The sequence below is a fragment of the Streptomyces sp. NPDC006655 genome, from assembly GCF_040703965.1.
Classification (GTDB): Bacteria; Actinomycetota; Actinomycetes; order Streptomycetales; family Streptomycetaceae; genus Streptomyces.
This window is the reverse complement of sequence record NZ_JBEYJU010000004.1, coordinates 87,836-111,359: the sequence shown is the minus strand read 5'-3', so window position 1 is coordinate 111,359 and position 23,524 is coordinate 87,836. Positions and strand designations below refer to the sequence as shown.

Here is a 23,524-nt window from a genome sequence, read left to right as displayed (position 1 = left end):
CCCCGGAGTCCGCCTTTCGAAAGGGAACCAACATGAAGAAGCTGTGGGCAACCGCGGCTGTCGCCGTCACCGTCGCCGGTTTCGCCGCCACGGCCGCCCCCCAGGCCCTGGCGACCGGCAACGACAACGGCACCACCTCCTTCAGCGGCAACGACGCCAAGTCGGAGTTCGGCAACTCGGCCACGTTCGGCGACCAGAGCCCGCAGCTGTCGCTGGTCCAGGGCTCGCTGAACAAGCCGTGCATCGGTCTCCCGGCCAAGGCGAACCTGCAGGGTCTGGTCGGCGCGGTCGCCGTCGGCGTCGCCCAGGACGTGCCGATCCTGTCGGCGCCGCAGAACCAGCAGTGCGTCGAGAACTCCACCCAGGCCAAGGGCGACGAGCCGCTGTCGCACATCCTGGACGACATCTCGGCGCTGTCCGCGAACGGCACGGGCAACAGCTGAGCGGGCGCTCCACGGGCGGCGGGTCACCGGTTCCTCCGGTGGCCCGCCGCCTCTGCTGTGCTCAGCCGCGGTACAGCGCCTCGATCTCCGCCGCGTAACGGGCGCTCACCGCGTGCCGCTTGACCTTCAGGGACGGGGTGAGCAGTCCGTTGTCCTCGCTGAACTCGCCCTCGACCAAGGCGAAGGAGCGGATCGACTCGGCGCGCGAGACGGCCTGGTTGGCGTGGTCGACCGCTTTCTGCACCTCGGCCCGCATCCGGTCGTCGCGCACCAGCTCGGCGAGCGGGGTGTCCGGTGGCAGCTTCCGTACGGACAGCCAGTGCGCGACCGCCTCCGGGTCCAGGGTGATCAGCGCGGCGACGAACGGCCGGTTGTCGCCGACCACCAGGCACTGGCCGACGGGCGCCCGGCTGCGCAGCCGGTCCTCCAGGACGGCCGGGGAGACGTTCTTGCCGCCCGAGGTGACCAGGATGTCCTTCTTCCGGCCGGTGATGGTGAGGTAGCCGTCCCCGTCGAGCGCCCCGAGGTCGCCGGTCGCGAACCAGCCGTCCTCCTGGAGCACTTCGGCGGTGGCGGCCGGGTCGTTCCAGTACGACCCGAAGACCACCGGCCCCTTGATCAGCACCTCGCCGTCGTCGGCGATCCGGACGGCGGTGCCCGGCACGGGCTGTCCGACCGTGCCGGGCCGGGGGGCCAGCGGCGGCACGATGGTGGCGGCGGCGCTGGTCTCGGTCAGGCCGTAGCCCTCGTACACGACGATCCCGGCGGCGTGGAAGAACAGGTTGAGGTCCCGGTCGAGCGGGGAGCCGCCGCTGATGGCGTACCGCATGCGGCCGCCGAGCTCCCTGCGGATCCGGCGGTAGACCAGCAGGTCGTAGAGCGCCCAGGCGGCGTACAGGCCGGGCCCCGGGCCCTTGCCGGTGCCGAGGAACTTGTTCAGGTGGGCCTCGGCGAAGCGCACGCCGATCCGCTCGGCGCGGTCGAAGGAGGCGGCGCGGCCGATCTTCTCGGCGGTGGCCCGCCCGGTGTCGTGGATCTTCTCGAACAGGTACGGCACCCCGACCAGGAAGGTCGGCTTGAACTCCCGCAGCGCGGGCCTGAGTTCGTCGGGCTTCACGCTCGGGAAGTGGCCCATCTCGATGCGGCCCAGCAGACAGGCGATCTGGAGGGTGCGGCCCAGGATGTGGGCGAGCGGGAGGAACAGCAGGGTGGCCGCGGTCCGGCCGGTGACCGCCTGGAAGACCGGGTGCAGCAGCTCGACCGTGTTGGCGGCCTCGGCGTGCAGGTTGGCGTGGGTGAGGACACAGCCCTTGGGGCGGCCGGTGGTGCCGGAGGTGTAGCAGACGGTGGCGACGGTGTCCGGGGTGAGGCCGGCGCGGCGCTCGGCGACCTCGTCGTCCGGGACCTCCCGGCCGAGGGTGGTGAGGTCGGTGAGGGCGTCCGCGTCCAGTTCCCAGATCCGTGGGGCCCGGGGGTGGTCGGCGGTGCCGGTGGTGACGGTGGCCGTGTGCTGCGGGGTCTCGGTGACGACGTACCGGGCGCCGGAGTCCCTGACGATCCAGTCCACCTGTGCCGCGGAGGAGGTGGGGTAGACCGGGACGGTCACGCCGCCGGCCGCCCAGACGGCGAAGTCGAGGACGGTCCACTCGTAGCGGGTGCGGGACATGACGGCGACGCGGTCGCCCGCGGCGAGGCCGGCGCCGACGAACCCCTTCGCCACGGCGGTGACGTGGGCGGCGAAGGCTTCTGCGGTGACCGGGCCGTCGGGGCGCCGTAGCGCTGTGGCGTGGGGGTTCTCGGTGGCGTTGATGTAGGGGAGGTCGGCGAGGGAGCCGGTGGTGAGGGGCGGGGCGAGCGGGGGTCGCCTCGCCTCCCGTACGGCTCCCTGTGCGTCCCTGGTGACCTGGACCTTGCTCCGGTCGGCCAAGTCGGTGCGCTGTCGTGCCCGTCTGAGGTCCTTGCGTACGCCCATGGGGCGTCAACTTACTCATAAGTAAGGATGGGTCAACGGGTCTCGCCGTCGAGATCACGGTCGTTCGCCGGGTGCGGGTGCGTCGTGGCTGGTCGCGCAGTTCCTCCCGCAGCGCCCCTGAAGGGGCGCATCAGCTCGCCTCTTGGATGGCTCGCGCGAGATCCGCCACGTCCTTGTCCTCCGTCGTCTCTGCCAGACTCGCGGCCCTTGCCCGGAGCCTGCTCGGACTCACGCTGCCCGGGATGTCGTACTCGCCTCCCGCCAGGGCGTCCGCGAAGTAGGCCGCCACCGCCGTCACCTGGAAGCGGGGCGACGCCGTCCAGACCGAGGGGTGCAGGGCGTCGGTCTCCATCGAGCCCGTGTTCTCGTGCGGGGTGCGGGTGGCGGGGTCCAGCCAGCGGACCGTGGCCGTGGCCAGGTGGCCGTCCGTGCCGGGATTGGTGCGGACCGCGTACAGGGCGGTGACCGTGTGGCCCGGGCCGACCTCGCCGCCGTCGACGTGGTCGTCGCGGAAGTCCTCGTCGGCGACCCTGCGGTCCCGGTAGCCGATGAGGTGGGACTCGGCGACCGTGTGCGGGTCGAAGGCGACCTGGGCCTTGGCGTCGCGCGCCACCAGCTCGATGTTCCGCGGGAGTTGACGGCAGAAGACGTCGTTCGCGGTGGCGGTGTCGGAGACGTAGACGGTGTGGCCGTCGCCCTTGTCGGCGAGGCGTTCCATGAGCGCGTCGCCGTAGTCTCGGCCGACCCCCACACCGAACAGGGTGATGCCGTACGCGCGGCGGTCGCCGTCGATGCGCCCGAGGATGGCGTTCGGGTCGGTCTCGCCGTCGTTGGCGAGGGCGTCGGAGATCAGTACGACGCGGTTGGTGGCGTCCCCGCGCAGGCCCTTGACGGCGGTGGCGTAGCCGGTCTCGACGCCCGCGCCGAGGTTGGTGGAGGAGAGGGCCCGCAGGCCGTCGACGGCGTCGTGGATCTCGGCGCGGTGACCGCCGACGCGGGTCATGGGCAGGGCGGTCCGGGCGTGTTCGCTGAAGGTGACGATCGCCACCGAGTCGTCGTCGCGGAGTCGGTCGGTCATGGTGTCCAGGGACTTCTTGGCGAGGTCGAGGCGGCCCGGCTCGTCCATGGAGCCGGAGACGTCGACGACGAACGTGAGGGCGGCCGGGGGTCGCTCGTCGGTGTCGTCGGCGGGGCGGGTGGCCAGGCCGACGCGGACCAGGGACCAGTTCGGACGGTCGGTGCGGGCGCCGTCGACGGTGACCGTGAAACCGTTGCCCTCGGGGGTTCGGTAGTCCTGGCGGAAGCTGTTGACGAATTCCTCCGGACGGATGGTCGAGGGGTCCGGACGGCCGCCGTCGGCGAGGGTGCGGCGGGCGTAGCCGTAGGAGGCGGTGTCCACGTCGAGGGCGAAGGTGGAGAGGTGGCCGGAGTCGTCGTCCGGTAGCCGGGAGGGGGCCGGGGCCGGGAGGCCGAGGCTGTGGTTCGGGCCGTCGCTCGTATGGTTCTCGTCCGCGCCGCAGCCCGTCAGGAGCAGCGTGCCCGCGGTGGTGAGGGCGAGCAGTGCCCCGTACGCCTGTCGTCGGGTCCGGTGTCGTTCCATCGTGTGCCCCCTGTGCCGGTCGGAGTCGACTGCCTGGCTTCTGTGTCGACTCCGACGGCGCAAGGGGCCACAACGTGCGCCTCTACGTGTTGCGGCTGGGTCTCGAAACGGCCACGGACCACGTGACCTAGGAGACCACGTCCTTGCGGGCGAAGCCCCGGAAGGCCAGCGCGAACAGCACGAGGGCGTACGTCACGGACACCGCGGTGCCCTGGATCATGCCGGACCACTCGGGGTGCGGTTGTACGGCGTCCGCCCAGGCGAACTGCCAGTGCGCGGGCAGGAAGTCACGCCAGTGGCCGAGGGCGGTGACCGCGTCGAGGACGTTGCCGACGATGGTCAGGCCGACGGCGCCGCCGACCGCGCCGAGCGGTGCGTCGGTCTTCGTGGACAGCCAGAACGCGAGTCCGGCGGTGACCAGTTGGGACAGGAAGAGGTACGCGACCACGACGGCGAGGCGCTGGGCGGCGGTGCCGGTGTCCAGGGCGCCGCCGGTGGGGATCTGGAGCGGCCCCCAGCCGTAGGCGGCGGTGCCGACGGCCAGGGCGACCAGCGGCAGCAGGATCATCGCGGCGAGGCTGAGGCCGAGCGCGACCACCAGCTTGGACCACAGCAGCCGGGCCCTCGGCACGGGCGCGGCCAGCAGGTAGCGCAGGGAGGACCAACTGGCCTCGGAGGCGACGGTGTCCCCGCAGAACAGGGCGACCGGGATGACCAGCAGGAAGCCCGCCGACACGAACAGGTTGACCGCGGCGAAGTTGGCGCCCGACGCGGTAGCCATGTCCAGGAGGGTGACCCTGCCGTTCTCCCGGCCCGGCTGACCGCCGACCGCGAACGCTATGAGCAGCACGAACGGCAGTACGGCCAGGATGCCGCCCATCACCAGGGTGCGGCGCCGCTTGAACTGGCGGACCAGTTCGACGCGCAGCGGCAGGGTGCGGCCCGCCCGGTAGCCGGAGGCGACCGCGGCCTTCTCGGTGACGGTGCTCATGCGGAACCTCCGATCAGGGTCAGGAAGGCGTCTTCGAGCCGGCGGTGCGGGCCCACCGAGGCCACCGGCACGTCGAGCCGGACGAGTTCGGCGACCAGGCGGGATGCGGTGCCGCCGGGATCCATGCGGACGAGCAGGCCGTCGTCGGTGCGGGTCACCGAGGCGACGCCGGGCAGGGCGGCGACCTTCTCCACGACCGGTTCCTCGACGGGGGTGCCGGTGCCGACCAGGAGGGTGTCGCCGGAGCCGACGATCTCGGCGACCGGACCGGCCTGGACGAGCCGGCCGCGGTCCATCACCACGAGGTGGGTGCAGGACTGCTCGACCTCGGCGAGGAGATGGCTGGAGACGATCACCGTGCGGCCGGCCGCCGCGTAGCGGATCATCACCTCGCGCATCTCGCGGATCTGCGGCGGGTCGAGGCCGTTGGTCGGTTCGTCGAGGATGAGCAGGTCCGGCAGGCCGAGCATGGCCTGGGCGAGGGCGAGGCGCTGGCGCATGCCCTGGGAGTAGGTGCGGACCGCGCGGGCCAGGGCGTCGCCGAGGCCCGCGATCTCCAGGGCCTCTTCGAGGTGGGCGTCCTCGGCGGGGCGGCCGGTGGCCTGCCAGTACAGCTCCAGGTTCTCCCGGCCGGACAGGTGGGGCAGGAAGCCCGCGCCCTCCACGAAGGCGCCGACCCGGGAGAGGACGGGCGCGCCGGGGCGGATGGCGTGCCCGAAGACCCGTATCTCGCCGTCGTCCGGCTTGATCAGGCCCATCAGCATGCGCAGGGTGGTGGTCTTGCCCGCGCCGTTGGGGCCGAGCAGGCCGAGGACCTGGCCCTGTTCGACGCGGAAGGACAGGTCGCGTACCGCGTACCGGTCGGTGGAGCGCGCGTAGCGCTTGCTCAGGTCCGTTATCTGGAGCGGGACCGCGGCGAGCTCCGGGGCGGGGGCCGGGCCGGCGGTGCGGCGGCGGCCGCTGAACAGCAGGGCCAGGGCGGCCAGCGCGCCGGTCAGCGGCAGCCACCACACCCAGGCGGGCAGTGCCGCGGCGGCCGTGTCCACCTGCGGTGCCGTGGGCACGCTCAGGGGGCTCTTGAGGGAGACGGTGTAGGTGGCGGGGGCGGTCGGGGAGGCGTAGCCGAGGTCGGTGGAGGCGAGGACCAGGCGCAGCCGGTGGCCCTTCTGGACCTCGTGGTCGATGGCCGGGAGGGTGAGGGTGACGTCCTTGCCGGCCCTGGCTCCCGTGACGCGGACCGGGGCGACCAGCTGGGCGGGCAGCACCTGCTGGGTGCCGTCCGGGCCGACGTCGTACACCTTGCCGAAGAGGACGGCGTCGTCGCTGGTCGAGGTGAGGTGGACGGTGGCCGTGGGGGCGCCGGTGATCTGCACGTTGTCGGTCGTCGGGGCGGAGTCGAAACGGGCGTACTGGCCCGGGAAGTCCAGGGAGACGCCGACGCCGAGGGAGGAGAGCTGGGCGAGGCCGCCGCCGCCGAGGCCGGGCAGTGCGGAGACGCCGGGCGGGCTGGCGCCGGCCGGGTTCTGGACGCGCTGGGTGCCGCCCTTGAGGGCGATGTCCCTCCGGTCGCTCTCCAGGCCGGGGTAGCTGTCGGCGGTCGCGCCGCGCAGCTGGGCGGTGCCGTTGGTGGAGTCGACGCCTCCGGTGCGGGTGATCCGGAAGGCCGGGCCGGTGTCGGTGGCCTTGTCGCCCTTGAGGTACCGGTCGAACCAGGAGGTCACGCGGGCCTCGACGCGGCCGGTCTCCAGGTCGCCGCCGTCGTGGCCGCCGGCGATCCAGTCGACGTCGACGGGGGCGCCGTTGGCCTTGATGGCCTTCGCCGCCGCGTCCGACTGGGAGAGGGTGAACAGGGAGTCGGTCTGGCCCTGGAAGAGCAGGGTGGGCACCTTGATGCGGCTGCCGACGGCCGACGGTGAACGCTCTTCGAGGAGCTTGACGGCGGCGGCGTCCGGCGTGCCCGACTCGGCGACCCGGTCGTACATGGCGCACAGCGCGGGCTCGAACTTCGCGCAGCCGCCACCGGTGTTGAAGAAGATGCCGGCCCAGAGCTTCTTGAAGACGCCGTCCGGGAACAGGGCGTCCGCGAGGTTCCAGTACGTGATCGACGGGGCGATGGCGTCGACGCGGTCGTCGTGGCCGGCGGTGAGGAGGGAGATGGCGCCGCCGTAGGAGCCGCCGGCCATGCCGACGCGCGGGTCGCCGGGCTTGTCGAGCTGTACCTGGGGCTGTCGGGCCAGCCAGTCGATGAGCCGGGAGACGTCGGCGACCTCGGCCTTCGGGTCGTTCAGGCCGATCTGTCCGGTGGACCTGCCGAAGCCGCGGGCGGACCAGGTGAGGACCGCGTAGCCGTCCCGGGCGAGGTCCGCGGCCTCGGCGCGCATGTCGTCCTTGCTGCCGCCGAAGCCGTGGGCGAGGAGGACCGCGGGACGGCGGGCGGTGCCGGGCGTGGTGAAGAACGAGGTGTCCAGGCGTACGCCGTCCACCGCCATCACCCTGTCGGTACGGCGCACCGCCGGTGTGTCGTCGGAGGCGGCGACGGCCGTCCAGGTGCCGGCGCCGGCCAGCACCACGACGGCGGCCGCGGCGGGCAGAAGCCGTCGCGGCCGCCGGAGCAGGGCTCGCCAGGCGGGCAGTCGAAGATCCATGCCTCAACGGTACGGCGCCGGACGGACAACGGATGCCGACGCTGGGCTGAACAGCGGGCCATCCCCGAGGAGTACGGATGCGTTGCCGTGTACTTCGGTCGCGGTACACCGGAACGCCGCGGAGCGCGGGCGGTGTGGGACTTGCGGGCCGGTGGGTGCGGCGTGCGGACCGGTGGGTGCGTGCGGACCGGTGGGTGCGGCGTGCGGACCGGTGGGTGCGTGCGGGCCGGTGGGTGCGTGCGGACCGGTGGGTGCGTGCGGACCGGTGGGTGCGTGCGGACCGGTGGGTGCGTGCGGACCGGTGGGGGTTGCTCGCGCAGTTCCCCGCGCCCCTACGTCGGCCGCCGCCCCGGCATTGACGACGCACCGCCGGTTCCTCGATACCGCCGCCTCGGCGATCAACCACGGCGGCGGAGTCCGGCGGTGCCGAGCCGGGCGGCTGGGCGGTTACGGCTGGGCGTCCTCCGGGATGGACACGACCCAGTGGGTGTTCTTGCGGGGGCGGAGGTAGAAGGCCCAGTAGAGGGTGGCCGCCGCCGTGATGCCGCCGGTCCACAGGAGGTAGGCCGTCTCCTGCTGGGTGAGGATGTACGCCAGGACCACGATGAGGAGGACCGGCATCGCCGGCCAGAGCGGCATCCGCCAGGCGGGGGTGTGCTTGTGGTGGCCCCGGCGGGACAGCAGCGCGGCGACGGCGACCAGGAGGTACATGCCCGTCACCGACACGCCCGTCACGCCGTACAGGGTGTCCAGGTTGACGAAGCAGAGCAGGGCGCCGGGGACGCCGACGGCGAGGGTGGCGACCCAGGGGGAGCCGAAGCGGCCGAGCCGGGACAGGCCGCTGTTGACCGGGTTCGGCCACGCCCTGTCGCGGGCCGAGGCGAACAGGACGCGGGAGTTCTGGATGACCATGACGATGCCCGCGTTGATGATCGCGAGGGCCACGCAGAGGCTGACGAACGTGCCGACCGCGGAGTTGGACCAGGCGGTGACCATGGAGCTGATGTCGCCGCCGGTGAGGGCCTTGAGGTCGGTCGCGCCCATGGTGATCGCGGCGACCGGGACGAGGATGACCACCGTGGAGATGGCGAGGGTGGCGAGGACCGTACGGGCGACGTTGCGGCGCGGGTCCTCCAGTTCCTCGGAGAGGTAGACCGCGGTGGAGAAGCCCTGGGTGACGAAGAGGGCGATGGCGAGGCCGGAGACGACGAGCATCGCGGTGACGGTCGTGGTGTGGCCGCCGGTGTCGGCCACCTGGAGGGAGGTGAGGCTGCCGACCCCGCGGTGGCTGTGGGAGAAGCCGAGGACGGCGACCACGCCGGCCGCGATGACCTCGAGGACCAGGAAGATGCCGGTGATCCAGGCGTTCGCGCGCAGGTCCAGCAGGCCCGCGAGGGTCGCGAGCAGCATCACGCCCGCGCCGGTCATGGCCGGGTCGAGGTGGACGATCGGCGCCAGGTAGTCGGCCGTGCCCATCGAGATCACCGGGGGCACGATCATCACGACGAGCAGGGACAGCACGAAGACCAGCCAGCCTGCCAGGCGTCCCGCCATCGTGGACACCATCGCGTACTCGCCGCCCGCGCTCGGGATGAGCGTGCCGAGCTCGGAGTAGCAGAACGCCACGGCGATACAGAGGAGGGAGCCGATGGCGATGGTGAGGGCGGTGGCGGTGCCGAGGGTGCCGAACAGGTCGGGGACGACCACGAAGAGCGTGGAGGCCGGGGTGACGCAGGAGAGGGTCAGTAGGGTGCCGCCTACCACTCCGATGGAGCGCTTGAGCGTCTGGGGGCTGTCGGGCGCCTCGGTGACGGCGTTGTCGACAGGGCGGAGCGTGTCGGTCATGCGGCGGTTCCGATCGACTTGTGCGGATGCCTCCGGCGGTTGGGCTGCGCTGCATGGAACCCCGACGAAAACCATGGCGTCAATGGCTGTTTACCTTCGGATTCCGCACCCTTAAGGCAATCGGCGTCACATCACTTTCTTAGGGTTGAATCCTCAGGCGGCGCAATCATCAAGATCGTTCGCCGCATGACCTTGCTTTCGAAGGTCATGAACGCAAAGAACTTAAGTCACCCGTTTCATCCCATGGAAACGAGAACCGAAGGTGAGCCGCCAAAAAAAGTCGGGGCCGTCCGGAATCCGGACGGCCCCGACGGGGTCGGGCGGCGACGCTCAGTGGTTGCGCGGGAAGCCCAGGTCGACGCCCGCGGGGGCGTCCGCCGGGTCGGGCCAGCGGGTGGTGACGACCTTGCCGCGGGTGTAGAAGTGCGTGCCGTCGTTGCCGTAGATGTGGTGGTCGCCGAAGAGCGAGTCCTTCCAGCCGCCGAAGCTGTGGTAGCCCACCGGCACCGGGATCGGGACGTTCACGCCGACCATGCCGGCCTCGATCTCCAGCTGGAAGCGGCGGGCCGCGCCGCCGTCCCGGGTGAAGATCGCGGTGCCGTTGCCGAACGGCGAGGCGTTGATCAGCGCCACGCCCTCCTCGTAGGTGTCCACGCGCAGCACGCACAGGACCGGGCCGAAGATCTCGTCGGTGTACGCCTTCGCGGTCGTCGGCACCTTGTCCAGCAGCGAGATGCCGATCCAGTGACCGTCCTCGAAGCCCTCGACCGTGTAGCCGGTGCCGTCGAGGACGACCTCCGCGCCCTCGGCCGCCGCGCCGGTCACGTAGGCGGCCACCTTGTCGCGGTGGACGGCCGTGATGAGCGGGCCCATCTCGGACGTCGGGTCGTTGCCGGGACCGATCTTGATCTTCTCGGCGCGCTCGCGGATCTTCGCCACCAGCTCGTCGCCGATCGCACCGACCGCCACGACCGCCGAGATCGCCATGCAGCGCTCGCCGGCCGAGCCGTAGGCCGCGGAGACGGCCGCGTCGGCCGCCGCGTCCAGGTCGGCGTCCGGGAGGACCAGCATGTGGTTCTTGGCGCCGCCGAGGGCCTGCACGCGCTTGCCGTTGGCGGAGGCGGTGGAGTGGATGTGGCGGGCGATCGGGGTGGAGCCCACGAAGGACACCGCCTTGACGTCGGGGTGCTCCAGGAGGCGGTCCACGGCCACCTTGTCGCCGTGCACGACGTTGAAGACGCCGTCCGGGAGCCCGGCCTCGGCCAGCAGCTCGGCGATCTTGATCGAGGCCGACGGGTCCTTCTCCGACGGCTTCAGCACGAACGTGTTGCCGCACGCGACGGCGATCGGGAACATCCACATCGGGACCATCGCCGGGAAGTTGAACGGCGTGATGCCCGCGACGACGCCCAGCGGCTGGCGGATCGAGGAGACGTCCACCCGGCTCGCGACCTGCGTCGACAGCTCGCCCTTCAGCTGCACGCTGATGCCGCAGGCCAGGTCCACGATCTCCAGGCCGCGCGCGACCTCGCCGAGGGCGTCGGAGTGCACCTTGCCGTGCTCGGCGGTGATCAGTTCCGCGATGGCGTCCCGGTTGGCGTCGAGCAGCGCGCGGAACTTGAAGAGGATCTCCGTGCGCCTGGCCAGCGAGGACTGGCCCCAGCTCAGGTAGGCGTCCTTGGCGGCGGCGACCGCGGCGTCGACCTCGTCGACCGACGCGAACGCGACCTTCGTGGTGACCGCGCCGGTGGCCGGGTCGGTGACCGGCCCGAAATTGCCCGACGTGCCGTCGACGGACTTGCCGCCGATCCAGTGGTTGACGATCTTCGTCATGACCGGTTACTCCTTCACAGATGGCGGCGTCGGGTCGAGACGTGCCGTTCGTAGAGCTCACGTGCCTTGACCGCGGCGGATCGGGTCGCGGTCGCGGCCACGGGTACATCCCACCAGGCCTGCGCCGGAGGCGGGCCCGACACAGTGTCTGCCGTTTGCGTCTCGACGTAGACACATGTGGGAGCGTCGGCGGCCCGCGCCTCGGCCAGCGCCGCGCGCAGGTCCCGTACGGTCTTCGCGCGCAGCACCCGCATGCCGAGGCTGGCCGCGTTGGCGGCGAGGTCGACGGGCAGCGGGGCGCCCGTGAGCGTGCCGTCGTCCGAGGGGAGGCGGTACGCGGTGCCGAACCGCTCGCCGCCCACCGACTCGGACAGCCCGCCGATGGAGGCGTAGCCGTGGTTCTGCACCAGCAGCACCTTGATGGCCGTCCCTTCCTGCACGGCGGTCACGATCTCGGTGGGCATCATCAGATACGTGCCGTCGCCGACCAGCGCCCACACGTTGCGCTCCGGTGCGGCGAGTTTCACCCCGATGGCGGCCGGTATCTCGTAGCCCATGCACGAGTAGCCGTACTCCAGGTGGTACTGGTCGTGCGACCGGGCCCGCCACATCCGGTGCAGGTCGCCGGGGAGGGAGCCGGCCGCGTTGACGATGACGTCGGTCTCGTCGACGAGGGCGTCGAGCACGCCGAGGATCTGCGGCTGGGTCGGCCGGATGTCGGGTTCGTCGGCCTCGTAGCAGGCGTCGACGCGCTGCTCCCAGCGCTCCTTGTCCTCGGTGTACTCGGTGACGTAGGAGTCGGCGGTCCGGTGGCCGTCCAGGGCCCCGCGCAGCTCCGTGAGAGCGCTGCGGGCGTCGGCGACCAGGGGCAGCCCGGCCAGCTTGTGGCCGTCGTGGGGCGCGATGTTGAGGTTGAGGAAGCGGACGTCCGGGTTCTCGAAGAGGGTGCCGGAGGCCGTGGTGAAGTCGGTGTACCGGGTGCCGACGCCGATCACCAGGTCGGCGGTGCGGGCGAGTTCGTCGGCGGTGGCGGTGCCGGTGTGGCCGATTCCGCCGACGTCCTGCGGGTGGTCCCAGCGCAGCGAGCCCTTGCCTGCCTGGGTGGACGCGACCGGGATGCGGGTGGCCTCGGCGAAGTCGGCGAGCACCGCTTCGGCGCGGCTGTGGTGGACTCCGCCGCCGGCGACGATCACGGGGCGGCGCGCGTTCCTGATCGCGGTCACCGCCGCGGCGAGTTCGGTGCGGTCGGCACCGGGCCGCCGTACGGTCCACACCCGTTCGGCGAAGAACTCCTCGGGCCAGTCGTACGCCTCGGCCTGGACGTCCTGCGGCAGGGCGAGGGTCACGGCGCCGGTCTCGACGGGGTCGGTGAGCACCCGCATGGCGGCGAGGGCGGACGGGATCAGCTGTTCGGGGCGGTTGATCCGGTCGAAGAACTTCGACACCGGGCGCAGGGTGTCGTTCACGGACACGTCGGCCGCGTAGGGGACTTCGAGCTGCTGGAGGACCGGGTCGGCGGGGCGGGCGGCGAAGACGTCGCCGGGCAGGAGCAGGACCGGGAGGTGGTTGATCGTGGCGAGGGCGGCGCCGGTGACCAGGTTGGTGGCGCCGGGGCCGATGGAGGTGGTGACGGCGTGCGTGGCGAGACGGTTCGACTGACGCGCGTAGCCGACCGCCGCGTGCACCATGGCCTGTTCGTTGCGGCCCTGGTGGTACGGCATGTCGTCCGCGTACTCCAGGAGTGCCTGGCCGAGACCCGCCACGTTGCCGTGGCCGAAGATGCCCCAGGTGGCGCCGATGAGGCGGCGGCGCTCGCCGTCCCGTTCGGTGAACTGGACGGCGAGGAAGCGGACAAGCGCTTGCGCGACGGTCAGCCGAATCGTCATCGGTAACCCTCCAGATGGTCCGGGTGGAAGCAGATCCGCCACTCCCGCGTCGCGCCCGGCCCCGCCATGACGTTGAGGTAGTACATGTCGTGCCCGGGCTGCGCGATCGACGGGCCGTGCCATCCGTCGGGAACGAGCACGGCGTCGCCGGAGCGGACCTCGGCGAGGACGTCCGTACCGCCCTCACGGGAGGGGAATACGCGCTGGTACCCGATACCGTTCGGTCCGTCGATCTCGAAGTAGTAGATCTCCTCCAGCTCCGACTCCTCGCCGGGCCGGTGCTCGTCGTGCTTGTGCGGCGGGTACGAGGACCAGTTGCCGCCGGGCGTGATCACCTCGACGGCGATCAGCTTGTCGCAGTCGAAGGCGTCCGCGGAGGCGAAGTTGCGCACCTGCCGGGCGCTGGTGCCGCTGCCGCGGTCTTCGACGGGGACCTCCGGCGCGGGGCCGTAGCGGGCGGGGAGTCGTCGCTCGCACTTCGCTCCTGCCAGGGCGAAGCGGCCTCCCGCGCCGGAGGCGATCTGGACCTGGGCGTCCCGGGGCGCGTACGCGAAGTCCGAGACTCCGCCGAACACGCTCTCCCGGCCCAGGATCTGGAACTCTTGTCCCTCTGTTCGCACCGTACAACCGCCCTGGAGCGGAAGCACGATCCACTCGCTGTCCCCGGTGGTGAACAAATGCGTTCCACCAGGGGCCAGTTCGACGATCCGCAGGCTGCTGTGCGCCCAACCGGCCCGCTTGGGGTCGATGTCGAGCACGTACTGGGCGTTCGCGGTCGAACCCTTGCTCAGGTGCAGCTCGCTGGTCGTCATCAGGGCCTCACAGAAGTCCAACGGCGGTGTCGACGGCGGCGGCCACGTCGCCATCCGCCGGGTACAGCAGTGAGCGGCCGACCACCAGGCCGCGCACGGTGGGCAGTTGCAGGGCGCCGCGCCACTTCTCGTAGGCGCCGTCCTGATCGTCCCCGACCTCGCCGCCCAGCAAGACCGCGGGCAGCGTGGACGTCTCCATGACCCGCGCCATGTCGTCCGGGTCGGCGGTGACCGGCACCTTCAGCCAGGTGTAGGCGGAACTCCCGCCGAGGCCCGAGGCGATGGCGATGGACCTGGTGACCGCCTCCGCGGACAGGTCGTTCCTGACCTTCCCCTCGGGGGTGCGGCGGCTGATGAACGGCTCGACGAAGACGGGGAGCCGGCGCGCGGCCATGTCGTCGATGGCGCGCGCGGTGGACTCCAGCGTGGTGAGCGAGCCCGGGTCGTCGTAGTCGATGCGCAGCAGCAGCTTGCCGGCGTCGAACCCGAGACGCTGTATGTCCTCGGCGCGGTGGCCGGTGAACCGGTCGTCGAGTTCGAAGGAGGCGCCCTGGAGTCCGCCCCGGTTCATCGAGCCCATGACGACCTTGCCGTCCAGGACGCCGAGCAGGAGCAGGTCGTCCAGGATGTCGGCGGTGGCGAGGACGCCGTCGACGCCGGGCCGGGACAGCGCCAGGCACAGCCGCTCCAGCAGGTCGGCGCGGTTGGCCATGGCGAGCCGGTCGCCGCCGACGCCGAGGGCGCCACGGGCCGGGTGGTCCGCGGCGACGATCATCAGCTTGCCGTCCTCGTTGAGGAGCGGACGGCGCGCGCGCCGGGCGGCCGCCTCGGCGATCGCCTCGGGGTGGTGGGTACGGGTGTGGACGAGGGCGGCGATGTCCACGGTCGTCTCCTTGGCGGGGGCGCCGCCCCCGTGGTGGGCGCCCGTGACGCGGCCGGCCCTCACCGCACCGCTCCGGCGGCGAGCGCGGCGGCGATCTCCTCGGCGGTCGGCATCGCCGAGGAGCACTCCAGGCGGGAGGCGACGATGGCGCCGGCCGCGTTGGCGTGCCGCATGATCTTCTCCAGGTCCCAGCCCGCGAGGAGGCCGTGGCACAGGGAGCCGCCGAAGGCGTCACCGGCGCCGAGTCCGTTGAGGACCTCGACGGGCAGCGGCGGGACCTCGGCGCGGTCGCCGTCGCGGTTCACGGCGAGGACGCCCTTGGGTCCCTGTTTCACGACCGCCACCTCGACGCCCGCGTCCAGCAGGGCCTGGGCGGCGGCCTGCGGTTCGCGGACGCCGGTGGCGACCTCGACCTCGTCGAGGTTGCCGACGGCGACGGTGGTGTGCTTGAGCGCCTCGGTGTAGAAGGGGCGGGCCACGTCCGGGTCCGCCCAGAACATCGGCCGCCAGTCCAGGTCGAAGACGGTGGTGCCCGACTTGGCGCGGTGGGCGAGGGCCGCGAGGGTCGCCGTGCGGCTGGGCTCCTCGCTCAGGCCGGTGCCGGTGACCCAGAAGATCCCGGCGTCCCGGACGGCGTCGAGGTCCAGTTCGTGGGCGTCGATCTCCAGGTCCGGGGCCTTGGGCTGGCGGTAGAAGTACAGCGGGAAGTCGTCCGGCGGGAAGACCTCGCAGAAGGTGACGGGGGTGTTCAGCCCGGGGACCGGGGTGACCCAGCGGTCGTCCACGCCGAAGTCGCGCAGTGCCTCGTGCAGGTAGGCGCCGAAGGCGTCGTCGCCGGTGCGGGTGATGACGGCGGTGCTGCGGCCGAGGCGGGCGGCGGCCACCGCGACGTTCGTCGCCGACCCGCCGAGGAACTTGCCGAAGGACGACACCTGGGCGAGCGGGACACCGGTCTGGAGCGGATAGAGGTCCACCCCGATCCGCCCCATGGTGATCAGGTCGTACGCCATCGGCATCCCTTCGTCACGGCTCTCCCGTGGTTTGTAGCCCTGCGCGGGACGTCGTGTCAATGCTTTGTCCGGACATTCGGACGACAGGATGCGAGTCGTGCGGGAAACGGGGGGCCGGACGGCCCGTGTCAACCCGACCCGCCGCGGGTCGACGTGCGCCTTTGCCCCGGCTCTGTCACAACCGCCCCCGGTGTGTCACACATGTCACGCATACGCGGGTTGTCGGTCACACCAGGACGACAGCCGCTTGCGGACAGTCACTCTGCGTCGTTCACCGGGCACAGGCTTTGTGATCGCCAGCGCCGCGCCCGGTTCCCCCCGGCGACCGCCTCCGGTCGCCCCCGCGGTGCGCGCAGGGAGGTGCGTCCCATGACCGACCGAAGGCTCTGGTCGTACAAGGAGATCGCTGCGCACATCCGCGTGCAGCCCGACACCGTCCGCTCCTACCGAAAACACGGGCTGCTCCCGCCGCCCGACCATGTCGAGGGCGGCAAACCCTACTGGTACGCGGACACGGTCCGCGCCTGGGTCGCCTCCCGCCCGGGCAACCGGGGCCGCAGAGACCTCTGAACCGCTCCCCCCGCGCCGGAGCCCCGCCCGCCGAGCGGCGGGGCGCGCGCGTCAGGACCAGGGCTCGACGACCGTCACCCCCGCGGCCGGAGCCGTGTCCATCGCCGCCAGGGCCTGCGGGGCCTGGTCCAGGGTGATCGTCCTGGCGATCAGGAGGTCGGGGCGGAGGGTGCCGGCGCCGACCAGGCCGAGGAGGGCGGGGTAGGCGTGGGCGGCCATGCCGTGACTGCCCAGGAGCTCCAGTTCCAGGGCGATCGCCCGCGCCAGCGGTACCGGCGTGGTGCCCTCCGGGGACGGCAGCAGGCCCACCTGGACGTGCCGGCCGCGGCGGCGCAGCGAGGTGACCGAGGCGGCCGCGGTGGCCGGGGAGCCGAGGGCGTCCAGGGAGAGGTGGGCGCCGCCTGAGGTGAGGTCGCGGACGGCCGCCGCCGGGTCCTCGGTGTCCGCCGCGTTCACGCAGTGGGCCGCGCCGAACTCCCTCGCCAGGTCCAGCGCCCCGGCCGAGACGTCGACCGCGACGACCCGCGCCCCGCAGGCCGCCGCGATCATCACCGCCGACAGGCCGACGCCTCCGCAGCCGTACACCGACACCCACTCCCCCGCCGCGGCCCTGCCCTGCTGCACCACCGCGCGGAAGGCGGTGGCGAAGCGGCAGCCGAGGGAGGCGGCCGTCGCGTACGACATGTCCTCCGGGATCCCCACCAGGTTCACGTCCGCGTGGTCCAGCGCCACGTACTGGGCGAAGGAGCCCCAGTGGGTGAAGCCGGGCTGGGTCTGGCGTTCGCAGACCTGCTGGTCGCCGGCCGCGCAGGACGGGCAGGTGCCGCAGGCGCAGACGAAGGGGACGGTGACCCGGTCGCCGGGGCGCGGGCCGGTCACCCCGGCGCCGACCGCCTCGACCACACCGGCGAGTTCGTGGCCGGGTACGTGCGGGAGCGTGATGTCCGGGTCGTGGCCCATCCAGCCGTGCCAGTCGGACCGGCACAGACCGGTGGCCTCCACCCGGACGACCACGCCGTGGGGCGCCGGGCGCGGATCGGGGACCTCTCTCACCTCGGCGGGGCTGCGGTAGTGGTCGAAGACGACGGCTCGCATACGCGCGTGCTCCTTTCGGGGACTGCGCGAAGGGTAGGCGCCGCGGCGGCCGGGCCGACGCAGGTCGTACGGGGCCGGTCACGCCCACGCGACGGCGGCCCCGCGCCGGATTCGGCCCACCCCCTGCGGCGGCACCCGCGCCGCCCGGCGGCAGCAGCGAGGCCACCGGTGTCCCGCCCCGGCATCCACAGGCCCGGACCGGACCCGGCGCCCGGACCGCTCGGCACGTGACCGGCCTCCCGTGACCCGGCCCGGTCGGCGGCCACTCCCCTGCGGCTCCCGGACTGCGACATGCCGGGCTTATGCCTAAAGTTCGGGTAAATCGACCGGTTCCGGCGAGCGCCATCGCGTTCGCGGGAGCACGAGGGGACCCGCCGTGACCCACTCTCCGCCCCCCGGCCGGCCGCGGGCCCGCATCCCGGGTCCGCAGCAGCCGCCCCCGCCGTACCCCCGCATCCGCGCGGGCCTGTGGAAGCGCTGCCTCGGCGGTGGACTCGCCCTGTGGGCGCTGACCGCGGTGGTCACGTACGCGACGGGGAACACCACGCTGCTGCCGACGCTGATCCTGCTCGGCAGCTTCCTCGTCCCGGTCGTCTTCGTCCTGTGGGCCTACGAGCGGCACGGCCGCGACCTCGGCGTCAGCGCGATCCTCGGCTGCTTCCTGACGGGCGGCACGCTCGGGGTGCTGGGCGCCTCGGTGATGGAGTTCTACCTCGTCCGCCCGTCCTGGGGGATGTTCGTCTGCGTCGGCCTGATCGAGGAGGCGGTGAAGCTCGGCGCGCTGGCGTTCGTCCTGCGCCGTATGCCCGGGATCCGCGGCATACGGGCCGGACTGGTGCTCGGCGCGGCCGTCGGCTTCGGTTTCGCGGCCCTGGAGAGCTCCGGGTACGCGTTCAACGCCGCCGTCTCCACCGAGGGCATCGACCTGCGGGCGCTGCTCGAGACGGAGATCCTGCGCGGCGTACTGGCACCCTTCGGGCACGGCCTGTGGACCGCGATCGCGGGCGCCGTCCTGCTCGCCCTCCGTCGCCCGAACGGCCGCTTCCGGCTCACCGCCCAGGTGGTCGGCGGCTTCCTCGGCGTCGCCCTGCTGCACGCCCTGTGGGACGCCACGCACGGCGTGGCGATCTGGCTGGTGGCCCGCCTGGTGGGTACCGGGGTGCACAGGGAGCTGTTCGCCGAGGGGTACATCACGCATCCGACCGCGGCCCAGGAGCACCTCTTCACGCTGTTCTCGGTGGGCCTGCTGATCCTCGTCTCCCTGGCGGGGGTGGCCTGGGTGTCCTCGCTGGCGCGCCGGGACCCCTCTTGGAGAAATACCCCCTAGGGGTATAGTGTGAACAGAGTGGGGTCCCCTCCTGGGCCCCATCGGCCCCACCCGCCACGACGAGGAGAACGACATGACCGCCCAGACCGACACTTCGGGCTCCGTGACCGCCGTCTACAAGGTGACCGGCATGAGCTGCGGACACTGCGAGGGTTCCGTCTCCGCAGAGATCTCCGGGCTCCCCGGCGTCAGCTCGGTGACGGCCGTCGCGGCCAGCGGCGAGGTCACGGTCGTGTCCGCCGCCCCGCTCGACGAGGAGGCGGTCCGCGCCGCCGTCGACGAGGCGGGCTTCGAGCTCGTCGGCCGCGTCTGAGAGCCCCGCGCAGCAGTACGCACGTCTGACACACATCTCTCCGCCGGGCCGTGCCGACCAGCTCATACTGGATCCGTACGGTCCGGTCCGTTGTCTGGAGTCCGGACATGACCACCAGCACCACCGGCACCGCATCCACCGCGAAAGCATCGATAGCCCCGCCGCCTCCGACGGCCGGCACGGCCGAGGTCGAGCTGCTCATCGGCGGCATGACGTGCGCCTCGTGCGCCGCCCGCGTCGAGAAGAAGCTCAACCGCATGGACGGCGTCACGGCCACCGTGAACTACGCGACCGCGAAGGCGAAGGTCACATACCCCCAGGGGGTCCAGGTCGCGGATCTGGTCGCCACGGTCGTGAAGACCGGGTACACGGCGGAGGAACCGGCGCCTCCCGAGCCGGCCCGGCCGGAGCCGGACGCCGCGTCCGCCACCGCGTCCGGCCGGGATCCCGAACTCGCCGGGCTGCGCCACCGCCTCCTGGTCTCCGCGCTGCTCGCCGCCCCGGTGGTGCTGCTGGCGATGGTCCCGGCGCTGCAGTTCGCCAACTGGCAGTGGCTGTCGCTGACCCTGGCGTCGCCGGTGGTCCTCTGGGGCGGTTGGCAGTTCCACCGGGCCGCCTGGACCAACGCCCGGCACGGCGCGGCCACCATGGACACGCTGGTCTCGGTCGGCACGCTCGCCGCGTTCGGCTGGTCGCTGTGGGCGCTGTTCCTCGGCGACGCGGGCATGGCCGGCATGCACGACGCGTTCCGGTTCACGGTCTCGCGCACGGACAGCGCGTCCTCGATCTACCTGGAGGTCGCCGCCGGGGTCGTCGCGCTGATCCTGCTCGGCCGCTATCTGGAGGCGCGCTCCAAGCGCCGGGCGGGGGCGGCCCTGAGGGCCCTGATGGAGCTGGGCGCCAGGGACGTGGCGGTCCTGCGCGGCGGCCGCGAGGTACGCGTCCCGGTGGGGTCCCTGGCGGTCGGCGACCGGTTCGTCGTACGGCCCGGCGAGAAGGTCGCCACCGACGGGACCGTGGTCGAGGGCGCCTCGGCGGTCGACGCGTCGATGCTGACCGGCGAGTCGGTGCCGGTGGACGTGGGCGCAGGCGACACCGTCACGGGGGCGACCGTCAACGTGGGCGGGCGGCTGGTCGTCGAGGCCACCCGCATCGGCGCGGACACCCAACTGGCCCGGATGGCGCGGCTGGTGGAGGACGCGCAGAACGGCAAGGCCGAGGTGCAGCGGCTCGCCGACCGGATCTCCGCCGTCTTCGTGCCCGTGGTCATGCTGATCGCGCTGGGCACCTTCGGGGTCTGGCTCGGCGCCACCGGGGACTCGGCCGCCGCGTTCACGGCCGCCGTCGCCGTGCTCATCATCGCCTGCCCGTGCGCGCTGGGCCTGGCCACGCCGACCGCGCTGATGGTCGGCACCGGGCGGGGCGCGCAGCTCGGCATCCTGATCAAGGGCCCGGAGGTGCTGGAGTCCACGCGCCGGGTCGACACCGTCGTGCTCGACAAGACCGGGACGGTGACCACCGGGCGGATGAGCCTTCAGGAGGTGTACGTCGCCGAGGGCGCCGACGAGGACGAGGTGCTGCGGCTCGCGGGCGCCGTCGAACACGCCTCCGAGCACCCGGTCGCCCGGGCGATCGCGGCGGGGGCCGCGGAGCGGGTCGGGGAGCTGCCCGGCGTCGAGGACTTCGAGAACGTCCCCGGCCGGGGCGTACGCGGGCGGGTGGAAGGCCGCGAGGTGGCCGTGGGGCGGCTCGCCGAGATCAGCGGCCCGGTTCCCGAGGAACTGGCCGCGGCGCGCTCCAGGGCCGAGCGGGAGGGCCGTACGGCGGTCCTGGTCGGCTGGGACGGGGCGGCCCGCGGGGTCCTCGCGGTCGCCGACGCGGTCAAGGAGTCCAGCGCCGAGGCGGTGCGCGAACTGCGCGCGCTCGGGCTGACGCCGGTCCTGCTGACCGGGGACAACCGGCCGGTGGCCGAGACGGTCGCGCGGGCCGTCGGGATCGACCCGGACCACGTGTTCGCGGAGGTGCTGCCCGAGGAGAAGGTGGCGGTCGTGCGGCGGTTGCAGGCCGAGGGCCGGACGGTCGCCATGGTCGGCGACGGCGTCAACGACGCGGCGGCGCTGGCCACCGCCGACCTGGGGCTCGCGATGGGCACGGGGACGGACGCGGCGATCGAGGCCGCCGACCTGACCCTGGTGCGCGGGGACCTGCGGGTGGCGGCGGACGCGATCCGGCTGTCCCGGCGCACCCTCGCCACCATCAAGGGCAACCTCGGATGGGCCTTCGGCTACAACGTGGCCGCGCTCCCGCTCGCCGCCGCCGGACTGCTGAACCCCATGATCGCGGGCGCGGCGATGGCCTTCTCCTCGGTGTTCGTGGTGACCAACAGCCTGCGGCTGCGCGCCTTTCGGTGAAAGTCGCCAAGGGTTCGCAGCGCTGGATGTAGAAGTCCCCCTGGAGTCCGACGCGCACCTCACATAAGCTCTTCACAAGGCTCGCGCATCATCCTTACGCTTGAGCTCCGATCGCTGTATCGGGGCTCTTGCGCATCTATCGGACATATGCAAGAGACGCAGATCACAGTGATGTGAACGTAACCATCGAAGGGGTTCGAAGGTCTAAGTTGGCGATGTCAGAGAAGCGTCTTGGGGGGCGCTGACCTGGCATCTGGGGATGTCTTGGGGGACTTCCTCAGAGATGCGTTGCCGGGGCACGTACGTCGGGAAGCTTTGAGCGGCCCTCCCGTGCCGTACGGGTCCCGGCAGATCGCACCGCATCACTGGAAGCACGACACGTAGTACGGCGGGCGGTGCCCGTTGTGCTCAACGCAGCGATTCAGGCGCTGCCACACCGAGCGCCCGGCCGGATCCCGTGGGGGGAATCCGCACCGGGACACGGGAAGGCGCCCTGGTCGCCGGCCCGTGGGGGGACCGGTGCTCCAGGGCGCCTTCTGCTGCGCGCGGGGCGGGGGCACCGTGCTGGACGGCGCCCCCTCGGTGGAACGGGTCAGCGCTCCTCGACCGGGACGAAGTCGCGCTCGACGACACCCGTGTAGATCTGGCGCGGGCGGCCGATGCGGGAACCCGGCTCCTTGATCATTTCCTGCCACTGGGCGATCCAGCCGGGCAGCCGGCCGAGGGCGAACAGGACCGTGAACATCTCGGTCGGGAAGCCCATGGCGCGGTAGATCAGGCCGGTGTAGAAGTCGACGTTCGGGTAGAGGCTGCGCGAGACGAAGTAGTCGTCGGAGAGCGCGTGCTCCTCCAGCTTCAGGGCGATGTCCAGCAGCTCGTCGGACTTGCCGAGGGCCGACAGCACGTCGTGGGCGGCGGCCTTGATGATCTTGGCGCGCGGGTCGAAGTTCTTGTAGACCCGGTGGCCGAAGCCCATCAGGCGGACGCCGTCCTCCTTGTTCTTCACCTTGCGGATGAAGGAGTCGACGTCGCCGCCGGACGCCTGGATGCCCTCCAACATCTCCAGCACGGACTGGTTGGCGCCGCCGTGCAGGGGGCCCCAGAGCGCGGAGATGCCGGCGGAGATGGACGCGAACATGTTCGCCTGGGACGAGCCGACCAGCCGGACCGTCGACGTCGAACAGTTCTGCTCGTGGTCGGCGTGCAGGATCAGCAGCTTGTCCAGGGCCGAGACGACGACCGGGTCCAGCTCGTAGTCCTGGGCGGGCACCGAGAACGTCATGCGCAGGAAGTTCTCCACGTAGGAGAGGTCGTTGCGCGGGTAGACGAACGGGTGGCCGACCGACTTCTTGTACGCGTACGCGGCGATGGTCGGAAGCTTGGCGAGCAGGCGGATGGTGGAGAGGTCGCGCTGCTTCTCGTCGAACGGGTTGTGGCTGTCCTGGTAGAAGGTGGACAGCGCCGAGACGACCGACGACAGCATGGCCATCGGGTGGGCGTCACGCGGGAAGCCCCGGTAGAAGTTCTTGACGTCCTCGTGCAGCAGGGTGTGCCGCGTGATCTCGGTCTTGAACGTGGTGAGCTCGTCCACGGTGGGCAGCTCGCCGTTGATCAGCAGGTACGCCACCTCGAGGAAGGTGGAGCGCTCCGCCAGCTGCTCGATCGGGTAGCCGCGGTACCGGAGGATGCCGGCCTCGCCGTCGAGGTAGGTGACGGCGGATTTGTAGGCAGCGGTGTTGCCGTAGCCGCTGTCCAGGGTCACGAGACCGGTCTGGGCCCGGAGCTTCCCGATGTCGAAGCCCTTGTCGCCGACGGTGCTGTCGACCACCGGGTAGGTGTACTCGCCGTCGCCGTACCGCAGTACTACTGAGTTGTCGCTCACGTCTTC

General features: G+C 72.0%; 17 protein-coding genes. 5 read left to right on the top strand and 12 right to left on the bottom strand.

Annotated elements, in window-relative coordinates; translation table 11 throughout:
- Positions 1 to 32: 32 nt before the first annotated feature.
- The gene (locus tag AB0958_RS03565) at positions 33 to 443 is read left to right on the top strand and encodes a rodlin (protein WP_366888634.1); all 411 of its coding nucleotides are present in this window, start codon (positions 33 to 35) and stop codon (positions 441 to 443) included.
- A gap of 61 nt (positions 444 to 504) precedes the next feature.
- On the opposite strand, the gene AB0958_RS03560 is transcribed toward AB0958_RS03565, so the two are convergent.
- From AB0958_RS03560 to iolC, 10 genes are all read right to left on the bottom strand, one after another.
- Positions 505 to 2,415, bottom strand: a complete 1,911-nt coding sequence (locus tag AB0958_RS03560) for an AMP-dependent synthetase/ligase (RefSeq protein ID WP_366888633.1) — start codon at positions 2,413 to 2,415, stop codon at positions 505 to 507.
- A 130-nt stretch (positions 2,416 to 2,545) separates the two neighbouring features.
- On the bottom strand, positions 2,546 to 4,015 hold the full coding sequence (locus AB0958_RS03555) for a von Willebrand factor type A domain-containing protein (RefSeq protein ID WP_366888632.1): 1,470 nt from the start codon (positions 4,013 to 4,015) through the stop codon (positions 2,546 to 2,548).
- 127 nt (positions 4,016 to 4,142) lie between these two features.
- Positions 4,143 to 5,006, bottom strand: a complete 864-nt coding sequence (locus tag AB0958_RS03550; RefSeq protein ID WP_366888631.1) for an ABC transporter permease — start codon at positions 5,004 to 5,006, stop codon at positions 4,143 to 4,145.
- Positions 5,003 to 7,651 carry a CocE/NonD family hydrolase gene (locus AB0958_RS03545; RefSeq protein WP_366888630.1) on the bottom strand — a complete coding sequence of 883 codons (2,649 nt, stop codon included), beginning with the start codon at positions 7,649 to 7,651 and terminating at the stop codon, positions 5,003 to 5,005. The genes AB0958_RS03550 and AB0958_RS03545 overlap by 4 nt, the downstream gene beginning before the upstream one ends.
- A gap of 447 nt (positions 7,652 to 8,098) precedes the next feature.
- Complete coding sequence (locus AB0958_RS03540; RefSeq protein ID WP_366888629.1) at positions 8,099 to 9,496, bottom strand: APC family permease; 1,398 nt, start codon at positions 9,494 to 9,496, stop codon at positions 8,099 to 8,101.
- A 330-nt stretch (positions 9,497 to 9,826) separates the two neighbouring features.
- Positions 9,827 to 11,329 (bottom strand): CoA-acylating methylmalonate-semialdehyde dehydrogenase, encoded by a 1,503-nt coding sequence (gene mmsA, locus AB0958_RS03535; RefSeq protein WP_366888628.1) that lies wholly within the window; start codon positions 11,327 to 11,329, stop codon positions 9,827 to 9,829.
- 14 nt (positions 11,330 to 11,343) lie between these two features.
- On the bottom strand, positions 11,344 to 13,215 hold the full coding sequence (gene iolD / locus AB0958_RS03530; protein WP_366888627.1) for a 3D-(3,5/4)-trihydroxycyclohexane-1,2-dione acylhydrolase (decyclizing): 1,872 nt from the start codon (positions 13,213 to 13,215) through the stop codon (positions 11,344 to 11,346).
- The gene (gene iolB, locus AB0958_RS03525; RefSeq protein WP_366888626.1) at positions 13,212 to 14,027 is read right to left on the bottom strand and encodes a 5-deoxy-glucuronate isomerase; all 816 of its coding nucleotides are present in this window, start codon (positions 14,025 to 14,027) and stop codon (positions 13,212 to 13,214) included. Before iolB ends, iolD begins: the two co-directional genes overlap by 4 nt.
- Positions 14,028 to 14,034: 7 nt before the next feature.
- Positions 14,035 to 14,910: a deoxyribose-phosphate aldolase gene (locus AB0958_RS03520; RefSeq protein ID WP_366888702.1), complete on the bottom strand. Its 876-nt coding sequence runs from the start codon at positions 14,908 to 14,910 to the stop codon at positions 14,035 to 14,037.
- A gap of 59 nt (positions 14,911 to 14,969) precedes the next feature.
- Positions 14,970 to 15,920 (bottom strand): 5-dehydro-2-deoxygluconokinase, encoded by a 951-nt coding sequence (iolC, locus tag AB0958_RS03515; RefSeq protein WP_366888625.1) that lies wholly within the window; start codon positions 15,918 to 15,920, stop codon positions 14,970 to 14,972.
- Positions 15,921 to 16,289: 369 nt separating this feature from the next.
- Between iolC and AB0958_RS03510 the strand changes: the two genes are divergently transcribed.
- Positions 16,290 to 16,490, top strand: coding sequence for a MerR family transcriptional regulator (locus AB0958_RS03510; RefSeq protein WP_037649824.1), 201 nt, complete (start codon positions 16,290 to 16,292; stop codon positions 16,488 to 16,490).
- A gap of 51 nt (positions 16,491 to 16,541) precedes the next feature.
- Here the strand turns inward: AB0958_RS03510 and AB0958_RS03505 are convergent, their stop codons facing one another.
- The gene (locus tag AB0958_RS03505) at positions 16,542 to 17,585 is read right to left on the bottom strand and encodes a zinc-dependent alcohol dehydrogenase family protein (protein WP_366888624.1); all 1,044 of its coding nucleotides are present in this window, start codon (positions 17,583 to 17,585) and stop codon (positions 16,542 to 16,544) included.
- A gap of 376 nt (positions 17,586 to 17,961) precedes the next feature.
- Here AB0958_RS03505 and AB0958_RS03500 point away from each other — a divergent pair, with 376 nt between their 5' ends.
- From AB0958_RS03500 to AB0958_RS03490, 3 genes are all read left to right on the top strand, one after another.
- Positions 17,962 to 18,912: a PrsW family intramembrane metalloprotease gene (locus AB0958_RS03500; protein ID WP_366888623.1), complete on the top strand. Its 951-nt coding sequence runs from the start codon at positions 17,962 to 17,964 to the stop codon at positions 18,910 to 18,912.
- Between the two features lie 73 nt (positions 18,913 to 18,985).
- The gene (locus tag AB0958_RS03495; RefSeq protein ID WP_366888622.1) at positions 18,986 to 19,225 is read left to right on the top strand and encodes a heavy-metal-associated domain-containing protein; all 240 of its coding nucleotides are present in this window, start codon (positions 18,986 to 18,988) and stop codon (positions 19,223 to 19,225) included.
- A gap of 107 nt (positions 19,226 to 19,332) precedes the next feature.
- Positions 19,333 to 21,636, top strand: coding sequence for a heavy metal translocating P-type ATPase (locus tag AB0958_RS03490; RefSeq protein ID WP_366888621.1), 2,304 nt, complete (start codon positions 19,333 to 19,335; stop codon positions 21,634 to 21,636).
- 592 nt (positions 21,637 to 22,228) lie between these two features.
- Here the strand turns inward: AB0958_RS03490 and AB0958_RS03485 are convergent.
- A complete protein-coding gene (locus AB0958_RS03485; protein WP_132886925.1) occupies positions 22,229 to 23,518 on the bottom strand; it encodes a citrate synthase in 1,290 nt (429 codons plus the stop codon).
- Between the last annotated feature and the right edge of the window lie 6 nt (positions 23,519 to 23,524).

Excerpts from the sequence above, each read along its gene's own strand:
- AB0958_RS03505 (WP_366888624.1), bottom strand. The coding sequence starts at position 17,585 with ATGCGAGCCGTCGTCTTCGACCACTACCGCAGCCCCGCCGAGGTGAGA.
- AB0958_RS03555 (WP_366888632.1), bottom strand. The coding sequence starts at position 4,015 with ATGGAACGACACCGGACCCGACGACAGGCGTACGGGGCACTGCTCGCC.
- AB0958_RS03540 (WP_366888629.1), bottom strand. The coding sequence starts at position 9,496 with ATGACCGACACGCTCCGCCCTGTCGACAACGCCGTCACCGAGGCGCCC.
- iolD (WP_366888627.1), bottom strand. The coding sequence starts at position 13,215 with ATGACGATTCGGCTGACCGTCGCGCAAGCGCTTGTCCGCTTCCTCGCC.
- iolC (WP_366888625.1), bottom strand. The coding sequence starts at position 15,920 with ATGGCGTACGACCTGATCACCATGGGGCGGATCGGGGTGGACCTCTAT.
- AB0958_RS03560 (WP_366888633.1), bottom strand. The coding sequence starts at position 2,415 with ATGGGCGTACGCAAGGACCTCAGACGGGCACGACAGCGCACCGACTTG.
- AB0958_RS03565 (WP_366888634.1), top strand. The coding sequence starts at position 33 with ATGAAGAAGCTGTGGGCAACCGCGGCTGTCGCCGTCACCGTCGCCGGT.
- AB0958_RS03510 (WP_037649824.1), top strand. The coding sequence starts at position 16,290 with ATGACCGACCGAAGGCTCTGGTCGTACAAGGAGATCGCTGCGCACATC.
- AB0958_RS03550 (WP_366888631.1), bottom strand. The coding sequence starts at position 5,006 with ATGAGCACCGTCACCGAGAAGGCCGCGGTCGCCTCCGGCTACCGGGCG.
- AB0958_RS03495 (WP_366888622.1), top strand. The coding sequence starts at position 18,986 with ATGACCGCCCAGACCGACACTTCGGGCTCCGTGACCGCCGTCTACAAG.
- AB0958_RS03490 (WP_366888621.1), top strand. The coding sequence starts at position 19,333 with ATGACCACCAGCACCACCGGCACCGCATCCACCGCGAAAGCATCGATA.
- mmsA (WP_366888628.1), bottom strand. The coding sequence starts at position 11,329 with ATGACGAAGATCGTCAACCACTGGATCGGCGGCAAGTCCGTCGACGGC.
- AB0958_RS03545 (WP_366888630.1), bottom strand. The coding sequence starts at position 7,651 with ATGGATCTTCGACTGCCCGCCTGGCGAGCCCTGCTCCGGCGGCCGCGA.
- iolB (WP_366888626.1), bottom strand. The coding sequence starts at position 14,027 with ATGACGACCAGCGAGCTGCACCTGAGCAAGGGTTCGACCGCGAACGCC.